The following is a 17651-nucleotide window of genomic DNA, read 5'->3' on the forward strand; positions in this document are numbered from 1 at the left end:
CGGCGATCCTCACTTCTTCTCGATGTTGTAGAGCAGCATGACCGGCGACTTCAGGACGCCTTCGAGGTTGTTGCGCCAGGCCGACGGGGTCGTGAACTGGGCCAGCGGCAGATAGAGAACCTGCTCGTAGGCGCGGACCTGGATCTCGGTGGCGATCGTCTTGCGCGCCGCCTCGTCGGGCGCGGTGGCGAACTTCAGCCGCAGCTCCTCGATCTTCTCGTCCTTCGGCCAGCCCCAGGCGGAGGCGGGCGGGCCAGAGGCCACGAGGAACGGGTTGCTGAGCGGATTGCCCTGGTCGGGCACGGAATTCGTCGTGTGAGCGAGGTTCCAGCCGCCCTTGTCGACCGGTCCGGTGTTGAGCCGGCGGGTGGCGAAGGTCTGGAAGTCCATCGACACCATGTCGACCTTGAAGCCGAGATCGACCAGCACCTGGCGCGTGACGTTGCCCAGCGCGGCGATGCCCGGCGCGTTGGCGACATGCAGCATCACCAGCGGCTTCGACATATCGACATTGGCTTCCTTCAGCATGGCCTTGGCGGCCGCGATATCGCGCGACGGGATGCCGGCCTTGCTCTCGTAGGGCATGCCGCAGCCGAAGATCGCGGCGCAATCGGTGGCGAACTTCGGATCGCCGGCGACCACGCCGGCGTACATCGACCGGTCGACGGCGCGGGCGATGGCCTGGCGCACCTTCACATTGTCGAACGGCGGCTGCAGGTGGTTCATGCGCATGATGGCCTGGAAGCCGTACTTGCTCACGACCTCGGCCTTGGCGCCGGACTTGGCATCGAACAGCGGCAGCAGGTCGGCCGGCACGCGCTCGAGATAGTCGACCTCGCCCCTGATGAGCGCGCTCACCTGGGTCTGTGCATCCGGCATGCCCAGCATCTCGACCCTGTCCATCTTCGCGATCTTGGCGCCCGACGCCCAGTTGGGCGGCTCGCTGCGCGGCTTGTAGTCGGCGAACTTGTCGAGGACGATCTTCACGCCGGGCTCATGCAGGTCGGCGCGGAACTTGTAGGGGCCGGAACCGACGATCTCCTTCACCTGCTCGCTGCCGGGGGTCTTGGCGATGCGTTCCGGCATCATGAACGGCACCGGCGCCCCGATCTTGGCCAGGCTGTCGAGCACGAGCCCGTAGGGCTCCTTCAGCACCAGCTTGATCGTATTGGCGTCGGCCGCTTCCAGCGAGGCGGTGAACTTGGCTAGGGTCTGGCCCATGCTGTCGCGCGAGGCCCAGCGCTGGATCGAGGCGACGCAGTCCGCGGCGGTGACCGGCTGGCCGTCGTGCCACTTCAGGCCCGGCCGCAGCACGAAGGTGTAGGTGAGCTTGTCGGGGCTGATCGTGTAGCGCTCGACCATCTGCGGTTTGGGCGCGAACGTGTCGTCGACCGCGAACAGCGTGTCGTAGATCAGGTAACCCAGGTCGCGCGTCGTGAACGACGTGGTGAAATGCGGGTCGAGGACGCGGCTCAGCGTCTCGGGCGCGACCGTGAGGGTCGTGGCTTGTGTCTGCGCCTGTGTGGGCAGGGCGGCCAGGAAAGTGGAAGCGGCCAGCGCGGCCAGCGACCAGGAGCGAAAATGGGTCATGCAGAGGTTCCTCGATTCGGAAGCCGGCGGTGCACGCGTCATGCCACGCACGCCGTCCCCGTTCGGCGCGTCAGCATGAAGGCCATGCCGCGGCGCTGAAAAGCGCTAGATTCGGGACGGCGTGTGCGGTTTTTTCGTACGGTCGGTCCGCGCTCTCTTCAGGACCGGCTGCGTCCCGCCTTTGTCCCGCCGACTTCCCGCAGGCTGCCGGTCCAGGCGCGGCGCGCCGGCAGGCCCTGCAATTCTTCGCGCAGGAATTCCGCCAGCATGGCAGCGACCGGCGAGGGCTTGGCGTGGCGCGGGGCGATCAGCGACAGGTGCGAGCCGCGGACGTAACGGTCTGCCAGCGGGATGTGGACCAGGTCGCGGTCGGCGAAGTCCGCCCCGATGTCGGGCAGGCTGAGCAGCGCGATCTGGCGATGCTCGCGCACCAGCATCTTCATCACCTCGACGGAGTTGGTCGTGACCACGCCGGCGAAATGCACCTTGGCGCGCTCCAGGGCGGTTTCGAGGATGCGCCGCGAGGTGAGCGACGAATCGGGAAAGACGAAGCTGTAGTTGGCGCATTCGGCGAGCCGGATCGACTTGCGGCCGGCCAGCGGATGATCCCGCGCCACGACGATTCCCGAGCTGGGCTGGATCGAGGCCAGCACGCGGATCTCCGGCATCTTGGGCACGGCGTAGCAGATGGCGAGGTCGAGCTTTCCCGCGACCAGCCGGTCGACGATCTCGGCCGTGCCGCCCATCAGCACCTCGAGCGAAACCAGCGACTGGCGTTCGCGCATGTGGCTCATCAGTCGCGACACGACGGTGCGCGAGAAGCTCTCCATGAGGCCGAGCGAAGCGTGCCCGCGCACCATGCTGCGCAGCTGGCCGATATGCTGCACGAGCTGCGCGTGGTCGTGCTGCCAGCGCTGGACTTCCGCCACCACCATCTGGCCGGCGGGCGTGAGCCGCATGCCGCGCGGCAGGCGCTCGAACAGCGCCGCGCCATACTCCGCTTCCAGGTTCAGGATCTGCCGGTTCACGGCCGAGGGCGAGAGGTTGAGCCGCGTCGCCGCGCGCCGGATCGAGCCGGTCTCTGCGACGACCAGCAGCCACGATGCCGACGGCGCGATGATCGGCATGGCGCCGCCTAGCCGGCGACCAGCGGCCGCAACGCCGCGACGAAGCGGTCGAGTTCCTCGTCGGTGTTGTAGATGTGCACCGAGGCGCGCATCACGTCCTTCAGGCCGCGTCCCTTGAGGTCGAGGCGGGACGAGAACTGCGTCGAGACCGAGACGTTGATCCCCTGGTCGCGCAGCTGCTGCTTCAGCGTCCCATGCTCCCTGCCGGCGACGGCGAAGGTGACGATGGCGCCCTTGGTGACGCCGAGATCGGCCAGGGTCACGCCCGGCACCGTCTTCAGCCGCTCGCGAAGTCCGTCGGCCAGGTGGCGCAGGCGCGCCCAGATCGCCGGCATGCCGAGCTCGTTCGCCTGGTCGGCGGCGACCTTGAGGCCGATCACGCCGGCGAAGTAGCGCTCCCAGTTCTCGAAGCGCTTGGCGTCGCCCATCACCGTGTAGTCGTTGTCGCCGGTCCAGCGCGCGGCGTGATTGTCGAGGAAGATCGGCTCGATGTGCGAGGTGCTGCGCGTGCGGGCGTAGAGGAAGCCCGTGCCGCGCGGCCCGCGCATGTACTTGCGTCCCGTCGCCGACAGGAAGTCGCAGCCGATCTTCTTCACGTCGATCGGCATCATGCCGACCGACTGGCAGGCATCGAGCAGGTAGAGGATGCCGGCATCGTTCACGATCTTGCCCACCGCCTCGGCCGGCTGGACCAGGCCGCCCTGGGTCGGGATGTGCGAGATCGAGACCAGCTTCGTGCGCTTGTCGATGGCGCGTTCGAGGGCCGCGAGGTCGATCTGGCCGTGTTTGTCGTCGGGCACCACCACGATCTCGGCGCCGGTCTTCTTCGCCACCTGCAGGTAGGAGATGTAGTTCGACGAGTATTCGCTGACGCAGGTCAGGATGCGGTCGCCCGGCTTGAAGTCGAGCGAGTAGAAGGCGAGGTCCCAGGCGCGCGTGGCGTTCTCGACATAGGCGATCTCGCCGGGTTCGGCGCCGATCAGCGTGGCGATCGACGGATAGAAGCCGTCGAGCACGGAACGCGCCCGGTCGGCCGCCTCGTAGCCGCCGATCTCGGCCTCGAGCCGCAGATGGTCGAGCGTCGCGTCCAGCGTGCGGCGGCTGGGCAGCGACGAACCGGCCGCGTTGAGATGCAGGACGTGGGCGCAGCCTGGCGTCTCGGCGCGAATCCGCTCTATGTCGAGATCCATGTCAGAACTTCCCCTGTTCCTTCAGCACGTCCTCGGCGACGCGCAGCGCATCGATGGCGGCCGGGAAGCCGCAATAGGCGATCGCGTGGGTGAAGATCTCGCGCAGCTCGGTCTTGGTGCAGCCGTTGTTCAGCGCGCCCACCAGGTGGATCTTGAGCTCGTGCGGGCGGTTCAGCGCGCAGAGCATGGCGATGGTGATCATGCTGCGCTGCTTGCGGTCGAGCCCGTCGCGCGTCCACAGCGAGGCGTAGGCGAATTCCTCGGAGAAGGCGCGGACCGGACCCCAGAAATCGTTGTTGGTCGCGTCGCGCTTGGCGAGATAGGATTCGCCCAGAACCTCCGAGAGGACCTTTCGTCCTGCATCGCTGAGCGTCTTGTGAGCCTGTTCTTCGGACATGTCGTCTTCCTCTTGGTTCAGTCGTTTCCTGCCTAAAGCGACGCCGGAGCCCGAGCAACTGACCATTGCTCATGCCGGCGACACGCTTTCCGTCACCTTCGTGCGCAATGCCCGCGCCCGCCGCGCCTCGCTGCGGGTCGATCCGGCCAACCGGAGGATCGTGCTGACGGCGCCGCTGCGCATGGCGCGCGGCACGGCCGTCGGTTTCGCCGAAACGCATGCTGGCTGGATTGCCGCGCGCCTCGAGCGCCTGCCGGCGCGAATTCCCTTCGTTGATGGCGCGGAAATCCCGCTGTTCGGCGTGCCCCATCGCCTGCGCCACCGGCCGGAGGCCCGCGGCACGGTCTGGCGCGAGGGCAACGAGATCCATGTCGCGGGCCGGCCCGAGCACCTGTCGCGCCGGGTGAAGGACTGGCTGGTCGGCGAGCTGAAGAAGGAGCTGGTGCCGCGGGTCCACGCCAAGGCCGCCCGCGCCGAGCGGCCGGTGAAGCGCATCTCGGTGCGCGACACGCGCTCGCGCTGGGGAAGCTGCGGGCCCGACGCCTCGCTTTCCTTCTCCTGGCGGCTGGTGTTCGCCCCGCCCGAGGTGCTCGACTACCTGGCCGCCCACGAGGCGGCCCATCTGGTCCACCTGAATCACAGTCCCCGCTTCTGGGCACTGGCGAGCGCCTTGTGCGACGGCCCCATCGAGGGGCCACAAGCCTGGCTCAAGAAGAACGGCGAGACATTGCTGCAATACGGCGGCTAGCGGGACAGGCATGGATTCCCAGTTGCGGCCGCGCGGCCGCGCTGGAAGGTTGCCGGCCGAAACGAGGGCGTTGCGAGGAGAGAGTCATGGATGAGCAGGGCACGGCGGGCGGAACGGCGCCGGAGGAAAATCGTGCGCTGCCGCTGCAGGGCATTCGCGTGCTCGAGTTCTGCCATGTGGTCATGGGACCGTCCTGCGGCCTCGTGCTGGCCGATCTCGGCGCCGAGGTCATCAAGGTCGAGCCGGTGGAAGGCGACCGCACGCGACGCCTCGCGGGCTTCGCGGCCGGCTTCTTCGGCACCTTCAACCGCAACAAGCGAAGCCTCGCGATCGACATCAAGTCGGAGGAGGGAAAGAAGATCATCCATCGGCTGCTTTCCCAGTCGGACGTGATGATCGAGAACTTCGCCTCCGGCACCATGGAGCGGCTGGGCCTGGGCTATGCCGATCTCGCGAAGGACTATCCGCGGCTCGTCTACTGCGCCCTGAAGGGATTCCTGAGCGGCCCCTACGAGAATCGGCCGGCGCTCGACGAGATCGTCCAGTACATGAGCGGCCTCGCCTACATGACCGGGCCCTCTGGCCGCCCGCTGCGCGCCGGCACCTCGATCTGCGACATCATGGGGGGCGTGTTCGGTGTCGTCGGCATCCTGGCGGCGCTGCAGGAGCGCAACCGCACCGGCCGCGGGCAGGAAGTGCGCTCCGCCCTGTTCGAATCGGCGGCCTTCCTGATGGCGCAGCATATGGCCGGCGGGGCGGTGACGGGCCGGACCGTGCCGCCGATGCCCGAGCGCCAGGGCGCCTGGGCGATCTACGAGACGTTCAAGACTTCCGATGATCGCCTGTTCTTCCTCGGCATCACCAGCGACAAGCACTGGGCGCAGTTCTGCCGGCTGTTCGATCGTCCGGATCTGCTGGCCGACGCGACGCTCGCCAGCAACGAGGACCGCATCCTCGGACGGCCGCGCCTCGTGCCCATCATTTCGGAGATCGTGCAGCGCCATACGCTCGACCAGATGGTCGCCTTCTGCGAGGCAGGCAGCCTGCCCTTCGCACCGCTCGGCCGGCCCGAGGATCTGCAGGAGGATCCGCAGCTCAACGCCGGCGGTCGCATGCTCGAGACCGATCTCGGCAAGGGACGGCACGTCAAGCTGCCGCGCCTGCCGATCGAGCTGGGCGGGCACGATCTCGGCCTGCGCCAGCAGCCGCAGGCCGTCGGCGAGAGCACCGAGACCATCCTGCGCGAGCTTGGTTTCGCGGCCGAGGAGGTGCACGATCTTCACCAACGCGGCGTCGTCGCGACGGGACAACGCTAGAACGGACGGGAGCGGAACATGAGCGATCTGCCAAAGAAGGTGGAGATTCACGAGGAAGGCCCGCGCGAGGGCTTCCAGATCGAGCCGGGACCGATCTCTTCAGACCACAAGATCGAGCTCATCGAGGCGCTGGCCGAGACGGGGCTGCATCACATCCAGATCTGCTCCTTCGTCAGCCAGCGCATCGTGCCCGGCTGGGCCGATGCGGACGAGGTCGTCGAGCGCGTGCGCACGAAGCCCGGCGTCGACTTCACCGCCCTGTGGTTCAACGACAAGGGCCTCGCGCGCGCGCTGAAGTTCCGCGACAAGCTCAAGCTCTACGGCTCGATCGCGCTCAGCGCCTCGGAAGGATTCAGCTACAAGAACCTGCATCGCAGCCGCGCCCAGAACATGGAGGCGATGCGCGCCCAGACGGCGCTGCACCTGTCGCATGGAATCCCCGTGACGCGCATCGGCGTGATGGCCGCCTTCGGCTGCAATTTCCAGGGCGAGGTCACCGTCGACGAGGTGCTGCAGGGCCTGGCGGACGGCTTCGCGCTGGCCGCCGAGGCCGGTGCGACGATCACCGATATCGGCCTCGCCGATACGATGGGCTGGGCGGTGCCGCCGCGCATCGAGCGCGTGGTCGGCGCGGTGCGCGAACGCTGGCCGGACCAGAAGATCACGCTGCACCTGCACGACACGCGGGGCATGGGCGTGGCCAACGCGCATGCCGGCCTGCGCATGGGCGTGAGCGCCTTCGATTCGACGGTGGGCGGGCTGGGCGGCTGTCCGTTCGCCGCTCACAAGGGCGCGGCCGGCAACATCGCGACCGAGGAGCTGGTGCTGCTCTGCGAGGAGATGGGCATCGATACCGGCGTCGATCTCGACCGGCTCATCGAGGTCGGCCGCATGGCCGAACGCATCGTCGGCCATGTGCTGCCCAGCGAACTGCTCCACGCCGGCAGCCTCACGGCGTTCCGGCAGCAGGCTCAGGCGGCGTAATCTCTCCTGTGAGCCAAAGGTCCCTCGCTACGCTCGGGATGACAAGGTTGCTGGGTTGGCGCCGTGCGTCGATGCAGAAAACGCTGTCATCCCGAACGCAGTGAGGGACCTTTCGCTTCCCCCAAACGCTTAGAGACGTTCCATCTCAACTTGACCATTCACCTCATCCTGAGAGGCTGGCCGGAAATGAATTGAATCGATTCAAGCACTTACCTCATCCTGAGGAGCGTCGCGAAGCGGCGCGTCTCGAAGGATGGGCAACAGGCAAGGTGCGCGTTCCCACCCTTCGAGACACATCGCTGCGCGATGTTCCTCAGGGTGAGGTTATTGGGGCTGTTCATAGCCCCTTGTTTTAGCTGCATTCATTTCCGGCCAGACTCTCAGGGTGAGGTCAGCGTTGGGACGTTCGGTTCGATTCAATCTCGCCCGGAAAGACTCTAGCCGAATCGTCCCGGATCGCAGGCCTGCAGCGCGCTCGGCAGTTGCTCGCCTTCCATCAGGCGGGCGATCAGGCGGCCCGTCGCGGTGGCCAGCGTGAGGCCGAGATGCTGGTGGCCATAGCCGCAATAGACGTTGGCGAGGCGCGGCGCGCGGCCGATCGCGGGACGATAGTCGGGCAAGGTGGGACGTTCGCCGATCCAGCGGCTCTGCTCGGCGCCGCCGACACCGGGGAAGATGTCCTTGAGATGCTTCTTGAGGAGATCGGCGCGATGCCAGGAGGGCGGCTGGTGCGGCGCCGCCAGCTCGACCGTGCCGGCGATGCGCAGGCCGTCGGTCATCGGCGTGAAGAACAGGCCGCGGTCGGGCGGGCTGACCGGCAGGTCGAAGCGCACATTGTCCGGCGCCACCATCACATGATAGCCGCGCTCGGCGACCAGCGGCGCGTTGAAGCCCAGCAGGCGCGTCAGCTCGCCCGAGGCGCGGCCCGCCGAGATCATCACGGCGCTCGCGGGCATTTCCGAATCGGTGAGCTGCACCGCCGTGACGCGGTTGCCGTCGCGGCGGAAGCCGCGCACGCGGCCGCGCACGACCGTGCCGCCCTCGGCGGTGAAGCGCTCGACCAGGGTCGCCACGACCTTGTGCGGATCGATCGTGTGCGTGCCGTTCGGATAGTGGATGCCGCGCACGATGGTCGGGCTGAGGCCCGGTGCCAGCTCGCGCGCCCGGTTGCCGTCGACGATCTCGAACTCGGTGCCCTTGCCCGACTGCAGCCCGCGCATCTCGTCGGTGCCCAGGAACGACGCCTCGCTCTCGTAGACGTAGAGCGCGCCGCGGGTGCGGAACAGCTCGCCGAGGCCCGAGGCCTGGATCTCGGCCTTCCAGGCGATGTCGGCCTCGAGCATCAGCGGCCGGAACATGTCCTTGCCCTTCTGGACCTCGGCCTGACTCATCGCCGCCAGCGCGAAGCGGGCCATCCAGGGCAGCAGCCAGGGCAGGCTGGGCGGATGGACCGTGAGCGGTCCGTTCCGGTCCATCAGCATCTGCGGCACCTTCTTCAGGGTGGCCGGCCGCGCCAGCGGGATCAGGCTGTCGACGGAGAGGAAACCGGCATTGCCGAAGGAGGTCGCGTTGCCGGGCTCGGCGCTGTCGAGCAGCGTCACCTTGTGGCCGTTGCGCTGCAGGGCGCGGGCGGTGGCGGCGCCGACGATACCGGCGCCGATGACGATGACGGGGTCGCTCTGGGCTGATTCACTCATGCGCCGACGTTAGCACGCCGCCTGCGCGGGCCAGAGGTCGCGATTGATTTGTGGCTGTGAATCCCTATTTAGGGCGCATGTCTTCCGCACAATCAGACAGTTCCTCCGGTCCCGGCTGGCATGCCACGACCATCCTCTCGGTTCGCAAGGACGGCCAGGTCGTGATGGCCGGCGACGGCCAGGTGTCGATGGGCCAGACCATCGTCAAGGGCAACGCCAAGAAGGTCCGCCGGATCGGCAACGGCCAGATCATCGCGGGTTTCGCGGGCGCCACGGGCGACGCCTTCACGCTCTTCGAACGGCTCGAGGCCAAGCTGGAGCGCCATCCCGGCCAGCTCCTGCGCGCGGCGATCGAACTCGCCAAGGACTGGCGCACCGACCGCTACCTGCGCAAGCTCGAGGCGCTGATGGCGGTGGCCGACAAGGACGTCTCGCTACTGCTGTCCGGCACGGGCGACGTGCTGGAGCCCGAGGGCGGCATCATCGCCATCGGCTCGGGCGGCAATTACGCGCTCTCGGCCGCGCGGGCGCTGATCGACGTGGAGGGGCTCGATGCCGAGGCGATCGCCCGCAAGTCGATGAAGATCGCTGCCGACATCTGCGTCTACACCAACCACAACATCGTCCTCGAGAAGCTCTGAGAGCCCCATGAGTAACGACTTTTCCCCGCGCGAGATCGTCTCCGAGCTCGATAAGCACATCGTCGGCCAGCAGGAGGCCAAGCGCGCCGTCGCCATTGCGCTGCGTAACCGCTGGCGCCGCCTGCAGCTTGCCGATTCGCTGCGCGACGAGGTGCTGCCCAAGAACATCCTGATGATCGGCCCGACCGGCGTCGGCAAGACCGAGATCGCGCGCCGTCTCGCCAAGCTCACCAACGCGCCGTTCCTCAAGGTCGAGGCGACCAAGTTCACCGAGGTCGGCTATGTCGGCCGCGACGTCGAGCAGATCGCGCGCGACCTCATGGAAGCCGCCATCGAGATGGCGCGCGAGAGCCTGCGCAAGGACGTCAAGGCCAAGGCCGAGCTGGCGGCCGAGGACCGCGTGGTCGAGGCGCTGTGCGGCGCCAATGCCAGCGAGGAGACGAAGCTGCGTTTCCGCCACAAGCTGCGCGCCGGCGAGCTGGACGATCGCGAGATCGAGATCGAGATCGCCGATTCGGGCGGACCGATGCAGTTCGAGGTTCCGGGCCAGCCCGGCGCATCGGTCGGCATGATCAATATCGGCGACATGCTGGGCAAGGCGTTCGGCGGCCGCACCAAGAAGCGCAAGATGACCGTGGCCGAGAGCCACCAGACGCTGCTGCGCGAGGAGAGCGACAAGCTGCTCGACCAGGAGCGGGTCGTCCGCGAGGCGCGCGACATGGTCGAGCAGAACGGCATCGTCTTCATCGACGAGATCGACAAGATCACCGCGCGCAGCGAGTACCGCGGCGGCGGCGACGTGAGCCGCGAAGGCGTGCAGCGCGACCTGCTGCCGCTGATCGAGGGCACGACGGTGAACACCAAGCACGGGCCGGTGAAGACCGACCACGTCCTGTTCATCTGCTCCGGCGCCTTCCACCTCGCCAAGCCCTCGGACATGCTGCCGGAGCTGCAGGGCCGCCTGCCGATCCGTGTCAGCCTGGCCTCGCTCAGCCAGGAGGATTTCCGCCGCATCCTGACCGAGCCGGAAGCCAGCCTGGTCAAGCAGTACAAGGCGCTGCTGGCGACCGAGAAGGTCGAGCTCGACTTCACCACCGACGCGATCGACGAGCTGGCGCGGCTGTCGGCCGACATCAACGAGACGGTCGAGAATATCGGCGCCCGCCGGCTGCACACGGTGATGGAGAAGCTGCTGGAGGAAATCAGCTTCACCGCCTCCGACAAGCCGAACACCAAGATCGAGATCGACGCCGCCTACGTCCGCTCGCATGTCAGCGAGCTGGCGAAGAACGCCGATCTGTCGAAGTTCGTGCTGTAGGCCGATCGATCAGATCGGTTTCGGCTCGGCGATGATGATTTCCATCGCGGCGAACTGACGTCGCGTCAGCGAATAGGTGAAAGCATTCTGCACGGGGTCGAAGGGTATGCCTGCGACGCCCGAGGGCTGGAATCCCCAGCTCCAGAACTGGAACGTCATCGTCTCCTGGTCGGTTGGCGTTCCGCCGCCCGCCGGGGCGGTGAAGGTCGGGGGCGCGACGAGGCGCACCGCGTGGCGTCCCATCCGACCGACGCCGAAGTTCGCGATGTCGCCAACCAGCAGGATGTCCTGCGTGCGGCTCTTCTCCAGCGCATCGATCAGCTTCTGCCGGTTCCTCTTGTCGGACGAGGATAACGTCGTCACGTCCTCGTAGAGGCCGCACTCCTCGAACAGGTCGGTCAGTGTGCCGACCGAAAAGCTCACGGGATCCCGAGGCGAACCGCTCATCGGATAGAGGGTCGTTTCGTCCTGCACGGCTCCCAGCAGGATCCAATCCGCGTGGGAGGCGAGATACAGGTCGCGATTGCGCTGCGGCAGCTCCGGGTCCGACCGAATGAGATCGGGATAGTCGAAGGCCCGGAAGGCGTCGGTCAGCGAGACCTCGATGTCGCCCAGACGGCCTCCGCCCCTGGTGTAGAGTTCCAGGCCGAACTGAGTGACCAGGTCCGGAAACCGGCGGAGGACCGACTGAAGGAACGCGGCCGGCAGACACCAGTTGTACTGGCCTTGCCGCAGCTCCTGGGGCGATTCGACCAGCGTGCGCAGGCGCTCGGCAAACCTGTCGGGCGGCAGGCTATACTGGGTCGTCCGCGGCACCTGCAACCAGGCTTCGATGGCCGCTTTTGCGTCGCGGCGCCGCTGATCGAGCGGAATCGCCGGCGGATCGTCCAGACCCAGGAGCTGCTTGAGGCTCTCGATGATCTCCATCTCAGCGCTTCCCCGGCTTGAGGTGTGGCGCCAGCGTGACGCCCAGCCCGTCGCACAGCGCCTTGCGCTTCTCCGCGCCGCGCAGCTCGATGGCCTTCTTCTGCGCGGCAATCGCCTGCAGCCGCGCCTTCTTGGGCGGCAGCACGAACTTGCCCGCGATCTTCTGCGGTACCAGGTCGGCTGGCCTGATGGGCCTAATGCCGGGAAGTCGCACCGAACCCGGCTTCGGCACCGTTGGCTTGGGTCTCGACGGCGGCATCGCAACCGTCTCGCCGAAGAAGGTGCAGGCCGTTTCGAGGCGACTGCCCCCTGGCAGTACGACCGCCACGACCAGTGTGTTGAGACCTTCCTCGAGCGCGCTGCCGTCCAGCAGGCACGACAGCACGATACCGCCGGTCGTCTGGCCGACGAGGCGTCCGATCTGCGTCACGGTGAGCGGCCTGCCGAAGCGCCGCTCCGCGCGCTTGGCGGGCGCGTGGCCGAACGGCGCGGCCTTGCCCTTGAGCGGTGCGAGCGGTGTGCTGCCGGGGATGCCGACCGGACGGGTCGGGGTGCGCTTCGATGCGATCACCGCCAGTTGAGCGACGGCCTTCCTCGCCGCGGCCTTCCCCGGCTTGGCGGGACTGCGAATCGCGGTCCAATGGGGTCGCAGGTCGAGTTCCTGGCGCGCGTCGTAGACACCGGGGATGGGCCCCAGCACCGGCGGCGCCATCGTACTTGTCTCGGTTACGGTGAAGGACGAGAGCGGCAGTTCCCGTCCGTTGAGGAACACGCTCACGACGGAAGGGCGATCGGGTTGATCCTCGACGGCGGCGGGCGACAGGCCCTCGACCTCGATCCGGATGCGCATCGAACCGGCGGCGGCGCTGCCGCTCGTGGGGGAGAGGATCTTGACGCTGCGGGGCGCCGCTTCCAGCGCCGCGCGCTGGACGCCGAGCCGTGCCTGTGCGGCCGCCTTGTTCGTGCGCTCGGTCTCGGCCGTTCGCAGGCGCGCCTCGCCGGCGAAGGCGGAGGCAAGGGCACCCGCGGCATCCCGGACCGCATCCTCGAAGGCGTCGAACTGGCGGATGGCCGCCCGCAGCCCGTCGACCACCGCACCGATCGGCACGTCGATCCGGCCCAGCAAGAGACGGTGGCGCGTGCCGAGCACGGTGACGTCGAATCCCACGTTGATGTGAGGATCGCGGCCAAGATTGTCATATATCGCGTCGGTCAGCCGGTTCAGCAGCAGGTTGCCGATCTGCTCGGCGAGATCGCGCCTGGGATCGAGGTCGCGGACATCGTCGATCAGCGAATCGACCTCCTCGGCGACCTCGCCCACGATGTCGAGCACGCCATCGAGGACGTCGTTGTCGAGCGCGCCCTCGACGGCGCTGCGCGCGGCCGCCCGGATCGCCCCCCGCACGGGGGCCGGCGCCAGCGTGCGATAGACGTAGTTGTCGTCGAGGAGGGCGAAGGCGTCGTCGATCACCTGGTCGGCGAGGCGGGCCTTGAAGGTGCGGCGGCCCGACGGCGTGGCGAGCGGCGCCAGCGCGCCCAGGAGATCGTCGATCGCCCGGTCGAAGTCGCGCGCGACCTGGTTGGCCAGGCGTTCGATCTCCGCCGCCAGCCGGCCGATCTGCTGCTGCAACTCCTCCAGCGCCTGCCGCGTGTCTTCGTACCATTGCTGGATCTGCGCGCCCGCCGCGTCGATGACGGCCGAAAGCTCGTCGAGGATCTTTCGGCCGATCAACTCGACCAGCTTGATGACGAACTGCAGGAAACGCTCGCCGCCGACCGAACCCAGCTCGGTGGCCAGTTCCATCATGGCCTCGGCATTGGGCAGGAAGGCGCTGTCGGCCAGCTGGCGCATGAACGACGTGCCGGCATCGACCGGCACCGGATCGATGACCCGATACATGAGCGTGCGAATCTTCGCGCGCTGGCTGTCGCTCAGCGGCCCCAGCACCTCGCCGCCGATGCGCAGGGCGTCGGCGGTTAGTTCGGCGATCTCGCTCACGGGCACCGGCAGGTTCGCCGCGCGCGAGAGCTGGCGGACGATGCCGTTGGGCGCTTCCACATTGTCGGCGAGGCCGTTGAGGATGCCCTGCATCTTGCGCTGCGCTTCGGTGAGCATGATGTCGGCGGTCGCCACCAGGCTGCGGCCGACCAGCTTCATCAGGATTCCCGAGAGCGCTTCCTTGAGGCGCTCCCGGTCGGCGCCGCGCCGGCTCCAGTCGAGCGCGGCGCCGAACACCGTGTCGAGCGTGAAGTCTGTGGTCGGCAGGAAGACCTCGTCGAAATAGGTCTTCACGTCGGGCCGCGACAGGAGATTTTCGCGCAGCACCGGGGCCAGTTCTTCGTGGATCTGCGTGCCGACGAAGCGGCGCAGGGAGGCGGCGATGGCTTCCAGCGTGGCCTGCGCGTCGGGCCGTCCGCCGGCCACGACGGCGCTGCCGATGTTGCGCAGGAACGTGCGGGCGACGTCGTTGGCCAGGGTGCCGAGCGGGCCGGTCATGGCGCCGAGGAAGCGATCCACCCCCGGGTTCTGCTGGCGCAGGAAATCGAGCGCCGCATCGGCGGTGAGGAACTCGACCAGATGGCCGAGCTGCAGCGCGCCCGTCGGCGCGGCGGCGAGCGACCCCCGAATGTGATCGCGGACGATCTGGGGCGGCTGGACGGAGAGGCTGCCCTGGAACGGCGCATGGACCTGGCGCGGCGGCAGGCCGATGACGCGGAGCGAAGCATCGGCCCGGGTCACGCGCCGGGCGGCGACGAGGGCGAGCTGGGCGGCCGACCACAGCACTGCGACGAAGCGCTGCGTCGGCGGATCGAGCGTGCCGCTGGCCATCGCGGTCGCGAGATCGACGATGCGGGTGACGAGGGTGTTCCAATAGGCTTCCGTCGCGGGCGCGCCGTCGAAGGGCTCGGCCGGAAAGCCGTCGAGATGATCCGACAGGGCACGCCGCACCGCGCGTGCCGCCCGCCAGCGGGCGTTGAGCGGCGGCGCCATCCAGTCCTGCATGGCGGTCCGCAGCGCCTGCAGCGCGGCATCGGTCAGGCCTTCGAGCAGGAAACGCTGGCCCTCCTCCAGGGCGACCTGGGCGCAGCGCAGCGCGACCTGTTCCGCGCCGGCCGCATTGGCCTGCGGCGCGTTGACGGCGATGAACTCGCCCAGCTCGTAGGCGGTGCGCAGGGCCATCTTGAAGGCCGGCCGCGCCGCCTGCAGAAGCGCCCGCGAGGTCGCGTCCCCGGCGGGCAGGCCGGCGGCCGCTTCGCGGCAGGCGCCATCCACCAGCACGTCGACCGAGCGCGCCACGAAGCGGCTGAAGTCGGCGAACTCCATCGCGGCGAAGACCCGGAAGCCGGCGCCGGCCTTCAGGCCGACGCCCATGCCGGCCACGATGTTGAAGCCGGGCCTGAGGTTGCGCGCCGGCTGGGCGATCGCCGTGCCCGTGACGACGAGCTGGGCGTAGGCTTGAGCGGTCAAGGCCGCCTTCGCATAGAGGCCGGCCTTGATGTCGATCTCCGACAGGAACACGCGCAGCAGGTCGACCGGCAGGCCGCGCATGTTGGAATCGGTACCGGCCAGTTCGAGGAAGTCGCCGACCTTGAGGCCGAGGCTGACCTGGACCGCCGCCGCCAGCTCGGCGATCGCCTGCAGGCGGACGGCGAAGCCGATCTCGCCGAACAGGTTCATCGGCACCTGGATCTGCGCCGCGACCGAGGCCGTGGCGCTGGCCTGACCCGAGAGTTCGGCGCTCAGGAACCTGCCCACGCCGGCATCGACGTTGGCGAGGGCGGAGATGCCGAGATCGAAATTGATGCCGCGGTTGACCTGGGCGCCGGCGGCGATGGTGACCTGGGCATTGCCGCCGGCCTGGGCCCAATCGGTGGCGACCGTGCCGCCCCCGGCAAACACGTCCTGGTCCAGTCGTACTGTCGGCATTCGTCGCGCTCCCCCGCCCGCGGCACCAGCGTCGAGCGCTGCGCACGGTGTGAGGTTAGCTGCTCCTCGTCAAAGACAATAGGCCGCGATGAGGTCCACGAGATATGCGGGCCCGTTCAGCCCCCACAGAACGAAAGACACGACCGTCGCGACCGCCTCTCCCTCGATCGCGTGCGCGCTCTGCCCCTGCGTCCCGGTGACGTCGTCAGGTCGCATAAACGAAACAAACGAAATAAACGAAACAATCGAAGCGAATGCCGCACCCCTGAATCCGGGGTCAGATCCTTGGTATTTGCGCGGCGCATGCCGGAGGCGCGGGCGCGGCCTGCTCAAGAAATCCCTCCCCATCCGAATGGGGAGGCGAGAATCAAAGGCAATAGGCGGCGATCAGGTCCACGAGATAGGCGGGGCCGTTCAGCCCCCACAGGATGAACGACACGACCGTCGCGGCCGCCACCAGGCTGGCCAGCCCCCACAGCAGCACGGGACGCCAGCCCAGGGTTGGGCCGGCCGTCATGCCGGCTGCGGGATCGAGGTCGAACGGACCAGCCGCTCCTCGACGATCGGGTAGTGCAGCGCGGCCGAGACGAGGCCCAGTGCGATCGAGATCCACCACATCATGTCGTAGTTGCCCTGCAGGTCGAACAGCCGCCCGCCGCCCCAGCCGCCGAAGAAGCTGCCGACCTGATGACCGAAGAAGACGATGCCGTTCAGCATGGTGACGTGCACCGGCCCGAAGATGTAGCCGACCAGCGAGGTGGTGAGAGGCACCGTGCCCAGCCACAGGAAGCCCAGCGCTGCGGCAAAGATCAGCACCGAGGCGGCCGACAGCGGCGCGATCACGAAGCCCAGGAAGACCAGCGAACGCAGCAGGTAGAGCGTCGACAGGAGGTTCTTGCGCTTGAACTTGTTGCCCATCGAGCTCCACAGGATGGCGCCGGCGATGTTGAACAGGCCGACCATGCCGATTGCCCAGCCGCCGAGTTCGGCCGGCGACAGGTCGATGCCGAACAGCGACAGGCCGATCCCCTTGTCGGAGATATAGGCCGGCAAATGGCCGCCGACGAAGGCGACATGGAAGCCGCAGACGAAGTAGCCGACCACCAGCAGCACGAAGCTGCGCTGCGCGAAGGCTTCGGACAGCGCCGCGCCGGTGGTCTGGTTGCCGCCGCTGCCGCGCTTGGAGGCCGCGATCTCCTTGCGGTCATTGAGGCCGAGCGGCAGCACGATCATGATCAAAGCGAGCAGGGTCAGCGCCCACATGGTGGGCCGCCAGTCGCCGAAATAGTTCTGCAGCACCGCGGCCAGCGGCACGATGAAGAACTGGCCGAACGAACCGCCGGCCGAACAGATGCCCACCGCCAGCGCCTGCTTGGCGGGCGGCGCCACGCGCAGGATGACGCCCAGGACCGGGCCGAAGGTCGCCGCCGACAGGCCGATGCCGACCAGCACATTGCCCAGGATCAGCATGAAGCCGTCGTGCATCGTGGCGGTGACGATCATGCCCAGGACATAGATCGCGCCGCCGCCGGCGATGGTCGGTGCGGAGCCGAACCGGTCGGCCAGGCGGCCGGAGAAGGGCGCGATGGCGCCCATCAGCAGCATCGACAGCGCCGTGCCGAAGGAGAAGAGTTCGCGGCCGACATGGAGTTCGGCGGAAATCGGCTTGAGGAAGATGCCGAAGCTCTGGCGGACGCCGAGGCCGATGGTGAGGACGAGGAAGCCGCACCAGACGGCGGTCCAATAGGAGCGTTGGGTCATGGCCGCAACCTGAGGCGGCATGCAAGG

Annotated in this window: 14 protein-coding genes; 5 read left to right on the forward strand and 9 right to left on the reverse strand. The window is 67.9% G+C overall.

What is annotated here, in order from left to right; genetic code table 11:
• Window positions 1-9 precede the first annotated feature (9 nt).
• From ACO07I_RS16665 to ACO07I_RS16680, 4 genes are all read right to left on the reverse strand, one after another.
• Window positions 10-1590 (reverse strand): ABC transporter substrate-binding protein, encoded by a 1581-nt coding sequence (locus ACO07I_RS16665; protein WP_422009501.1) that lies wholly within the window; start codon window positions 1588-1590, stop codon window positions 10-12.
• Window positions 1591-1748: 158 nt separating this feature from the next.
• Window positions 1749-2717 carry a LysR family transcriptional regulator gene (locus ACO07I_RS16670; RefSeq protein ID WP_422009502.1) on the reverse strand — a complete coding sequence of 323 codons (969 nt, stop codon included), beginning with the start codon at window positions 2715-2717 and terminating at the stop codon, window positions 1749-1751.
• Window positions 2718-2725: 8 nt separating this feature from the next.
• Window positions 2726-3907, reverse strand: coding sequence for an aminotransferase class V-fold PLP-dependent enzyme (locus tag ACO07I_RS16675; protein WP_422009503.1), 1182 nt, complete (start codon window positions 3905-3907; stop codon window positions 2726-2728).
• 1 nt (window position 3908) lies between these two features.
• Window positions 3909-4304, reverse strand: a complete 396-nt coding sequence (locus ACO07I_RS16680) for a carboxymuconolactone decarboxylase family protein (RefSeq protein ID WP_422009504.1) — start codon at window positions 4302-4304, stop codon at window positions 3909-3911.
• On the opposite strand from ACO07I_RS16680, the gene ACO07I_RS16685 reads away from it, so the two are divergent.
• The 3 genes from ACO07I_RS16685 to ACO07I_RS16695 all read left to right on the forward strand — a co-directional run bounded on the left by ACO07I_RS16685 (window position 4303) and on the right by ACO07I_RS16695 (window position 7352).
• Window positions 4303-5052 (forward strand): M48 family metallopeptidase, encoded by a 750-nt coding sequence (locus ACO07I_RS16685; RefSeq protein ID WP_422009505.1) that lies wholly within the window; start codon window positions 4303-4305, stop codon window positions 5050-5052. The two genes, ACO07I_RS16680 and ACO07I_RS16685, sit on opposite strands and share 2 nt — an antisense overlap.
• Before the next feature lie 86 nt (window positions 5053-5138).
• The gene (locus ACO07I_RS16690) at window positions 5139-6368 is read left to right on the forward strand and encodes a CaiB/BaiF CoA transferase family protein (RefSeq protein ID WP_422009506.1); all 1230 of its coding nucleotides are present in this window, start codon (window positions 5139-5141) and stop codon (window positions 6366-6368) included.
• An 18-nt stretch (window positions 6369-6386) separates the two neighbouring features.
• Window positions 6387-7352: a hydroxymethylglutaryl-CoA lyase gene (locus ACO07I_RS16695; RefSeq protein WP_422009507.1), complete on the forward strand. Its 966-nt coding sequence runs from the start codon at window positions 6387-6389 to the stop codon at window positions 7350-7352.
• A 437-nt stretch (window positions 7353-7789) separates the two neighbouring features.
• Here the strand turns inward: ACO07I_RS16695 and ACO07I_RS16700 are convergent, their stop codons facing one another.
• Entirely contained in the window at window positions 7790-9049 is a 1260-nt protein-coding gene (locus ACO07I_RS16700; protein WP_422009508.1) for an NAD(P)/FAD-dependent oxidoreductase, read from the reverse strand.
• 77 nt (window positions 9050-9126) lie between these two features.
• On the opposite strand from ACO07I_RS16700, the gene hslV reads away from it, so the two are divergent.
• Entirely contained in the window at window positions 9127-9690 is a 564-nt protein-coding gene (hslV, locus tag ACO07I_RS16705; protein ID WP_422009509.1) for an ATP-dependent protease subunit HslV, read from the forward strand.
• A 7-nt stretch (window positions 9691-9697) separates the two neighbouring features.
• Window positions 9698-11008: an ATP-dependent protease ATPase subunit HslU gene (gene hslU, locus ACO07I_RS16710; protein ID WP_422009510.1), complete on the forward strand. Its 1311-nt coding sequence runs from the start codon at window positions 9698-9700 to the stop codon at window positions 11006-11008.
• Between the two features lie 9 nt (window positions 11009-11017).
• Here hslU and ACO07I_RS16715 read toward each other — a convergent pair whose 3' ends face one another.
• From ACO07I_RS16715 to ACO07I_RS16730, 4 genes are all read right to left on the reverse strand, one after another.
• Entirely contained in the window at window positions 11018-11935 is a 918-nt protein-coding gene (locus tag ACO07I_RS16715) for a hypothetical protein (RefSeq protein WP_422009511.1), read from the reverse strand.
• Between the two features lies 1 nt (window position 11936).
• The gene (locus ACO07I_RS16720; protein WP_422009512.1) at window positions 11937-15863 is read right to left on the reverse strand and encodes a hypothetical protein; all 3927 of its coding nucleotides are present in this window, start codon (window positions 15861-15863) and stop codon (window positions 11937-11939) included.
• 367 nt (window positions 15864-16230) lie between these two features.
• A complete protein-coding gene (locus tag ACO07I_RS16725; protein WP_422009513.1) occupies window positions 16231-16380 on the reverse strand; it encodes a hypothetical protein in 150 nt (49 codons plus the stop codon).
• Window positions 16377-17624 (reverse strand): MFS transporter, encoded by a 1248-nt coding sequence (locus ACO07I_RS16730; protein WP_422009514.1) that lies wholly within the window; start codon window positions 17622-17624, stop codon window positions 16377-16379. Before ACO07I_RS16730 ends, ACO07I_RS16725 begins: the two co-directional genes overlap by 4 nt.
• Window positions 17625-17651 lie beyond the last annotated feature (27 nt).

The organism is Reyranella sp. (assembly GCF_965227665.1).
GTDB lineage: Bacteria > Pseudomonadota > Alphaproteobacteria > Reyranellales > Reyranellaceae > Reyranella.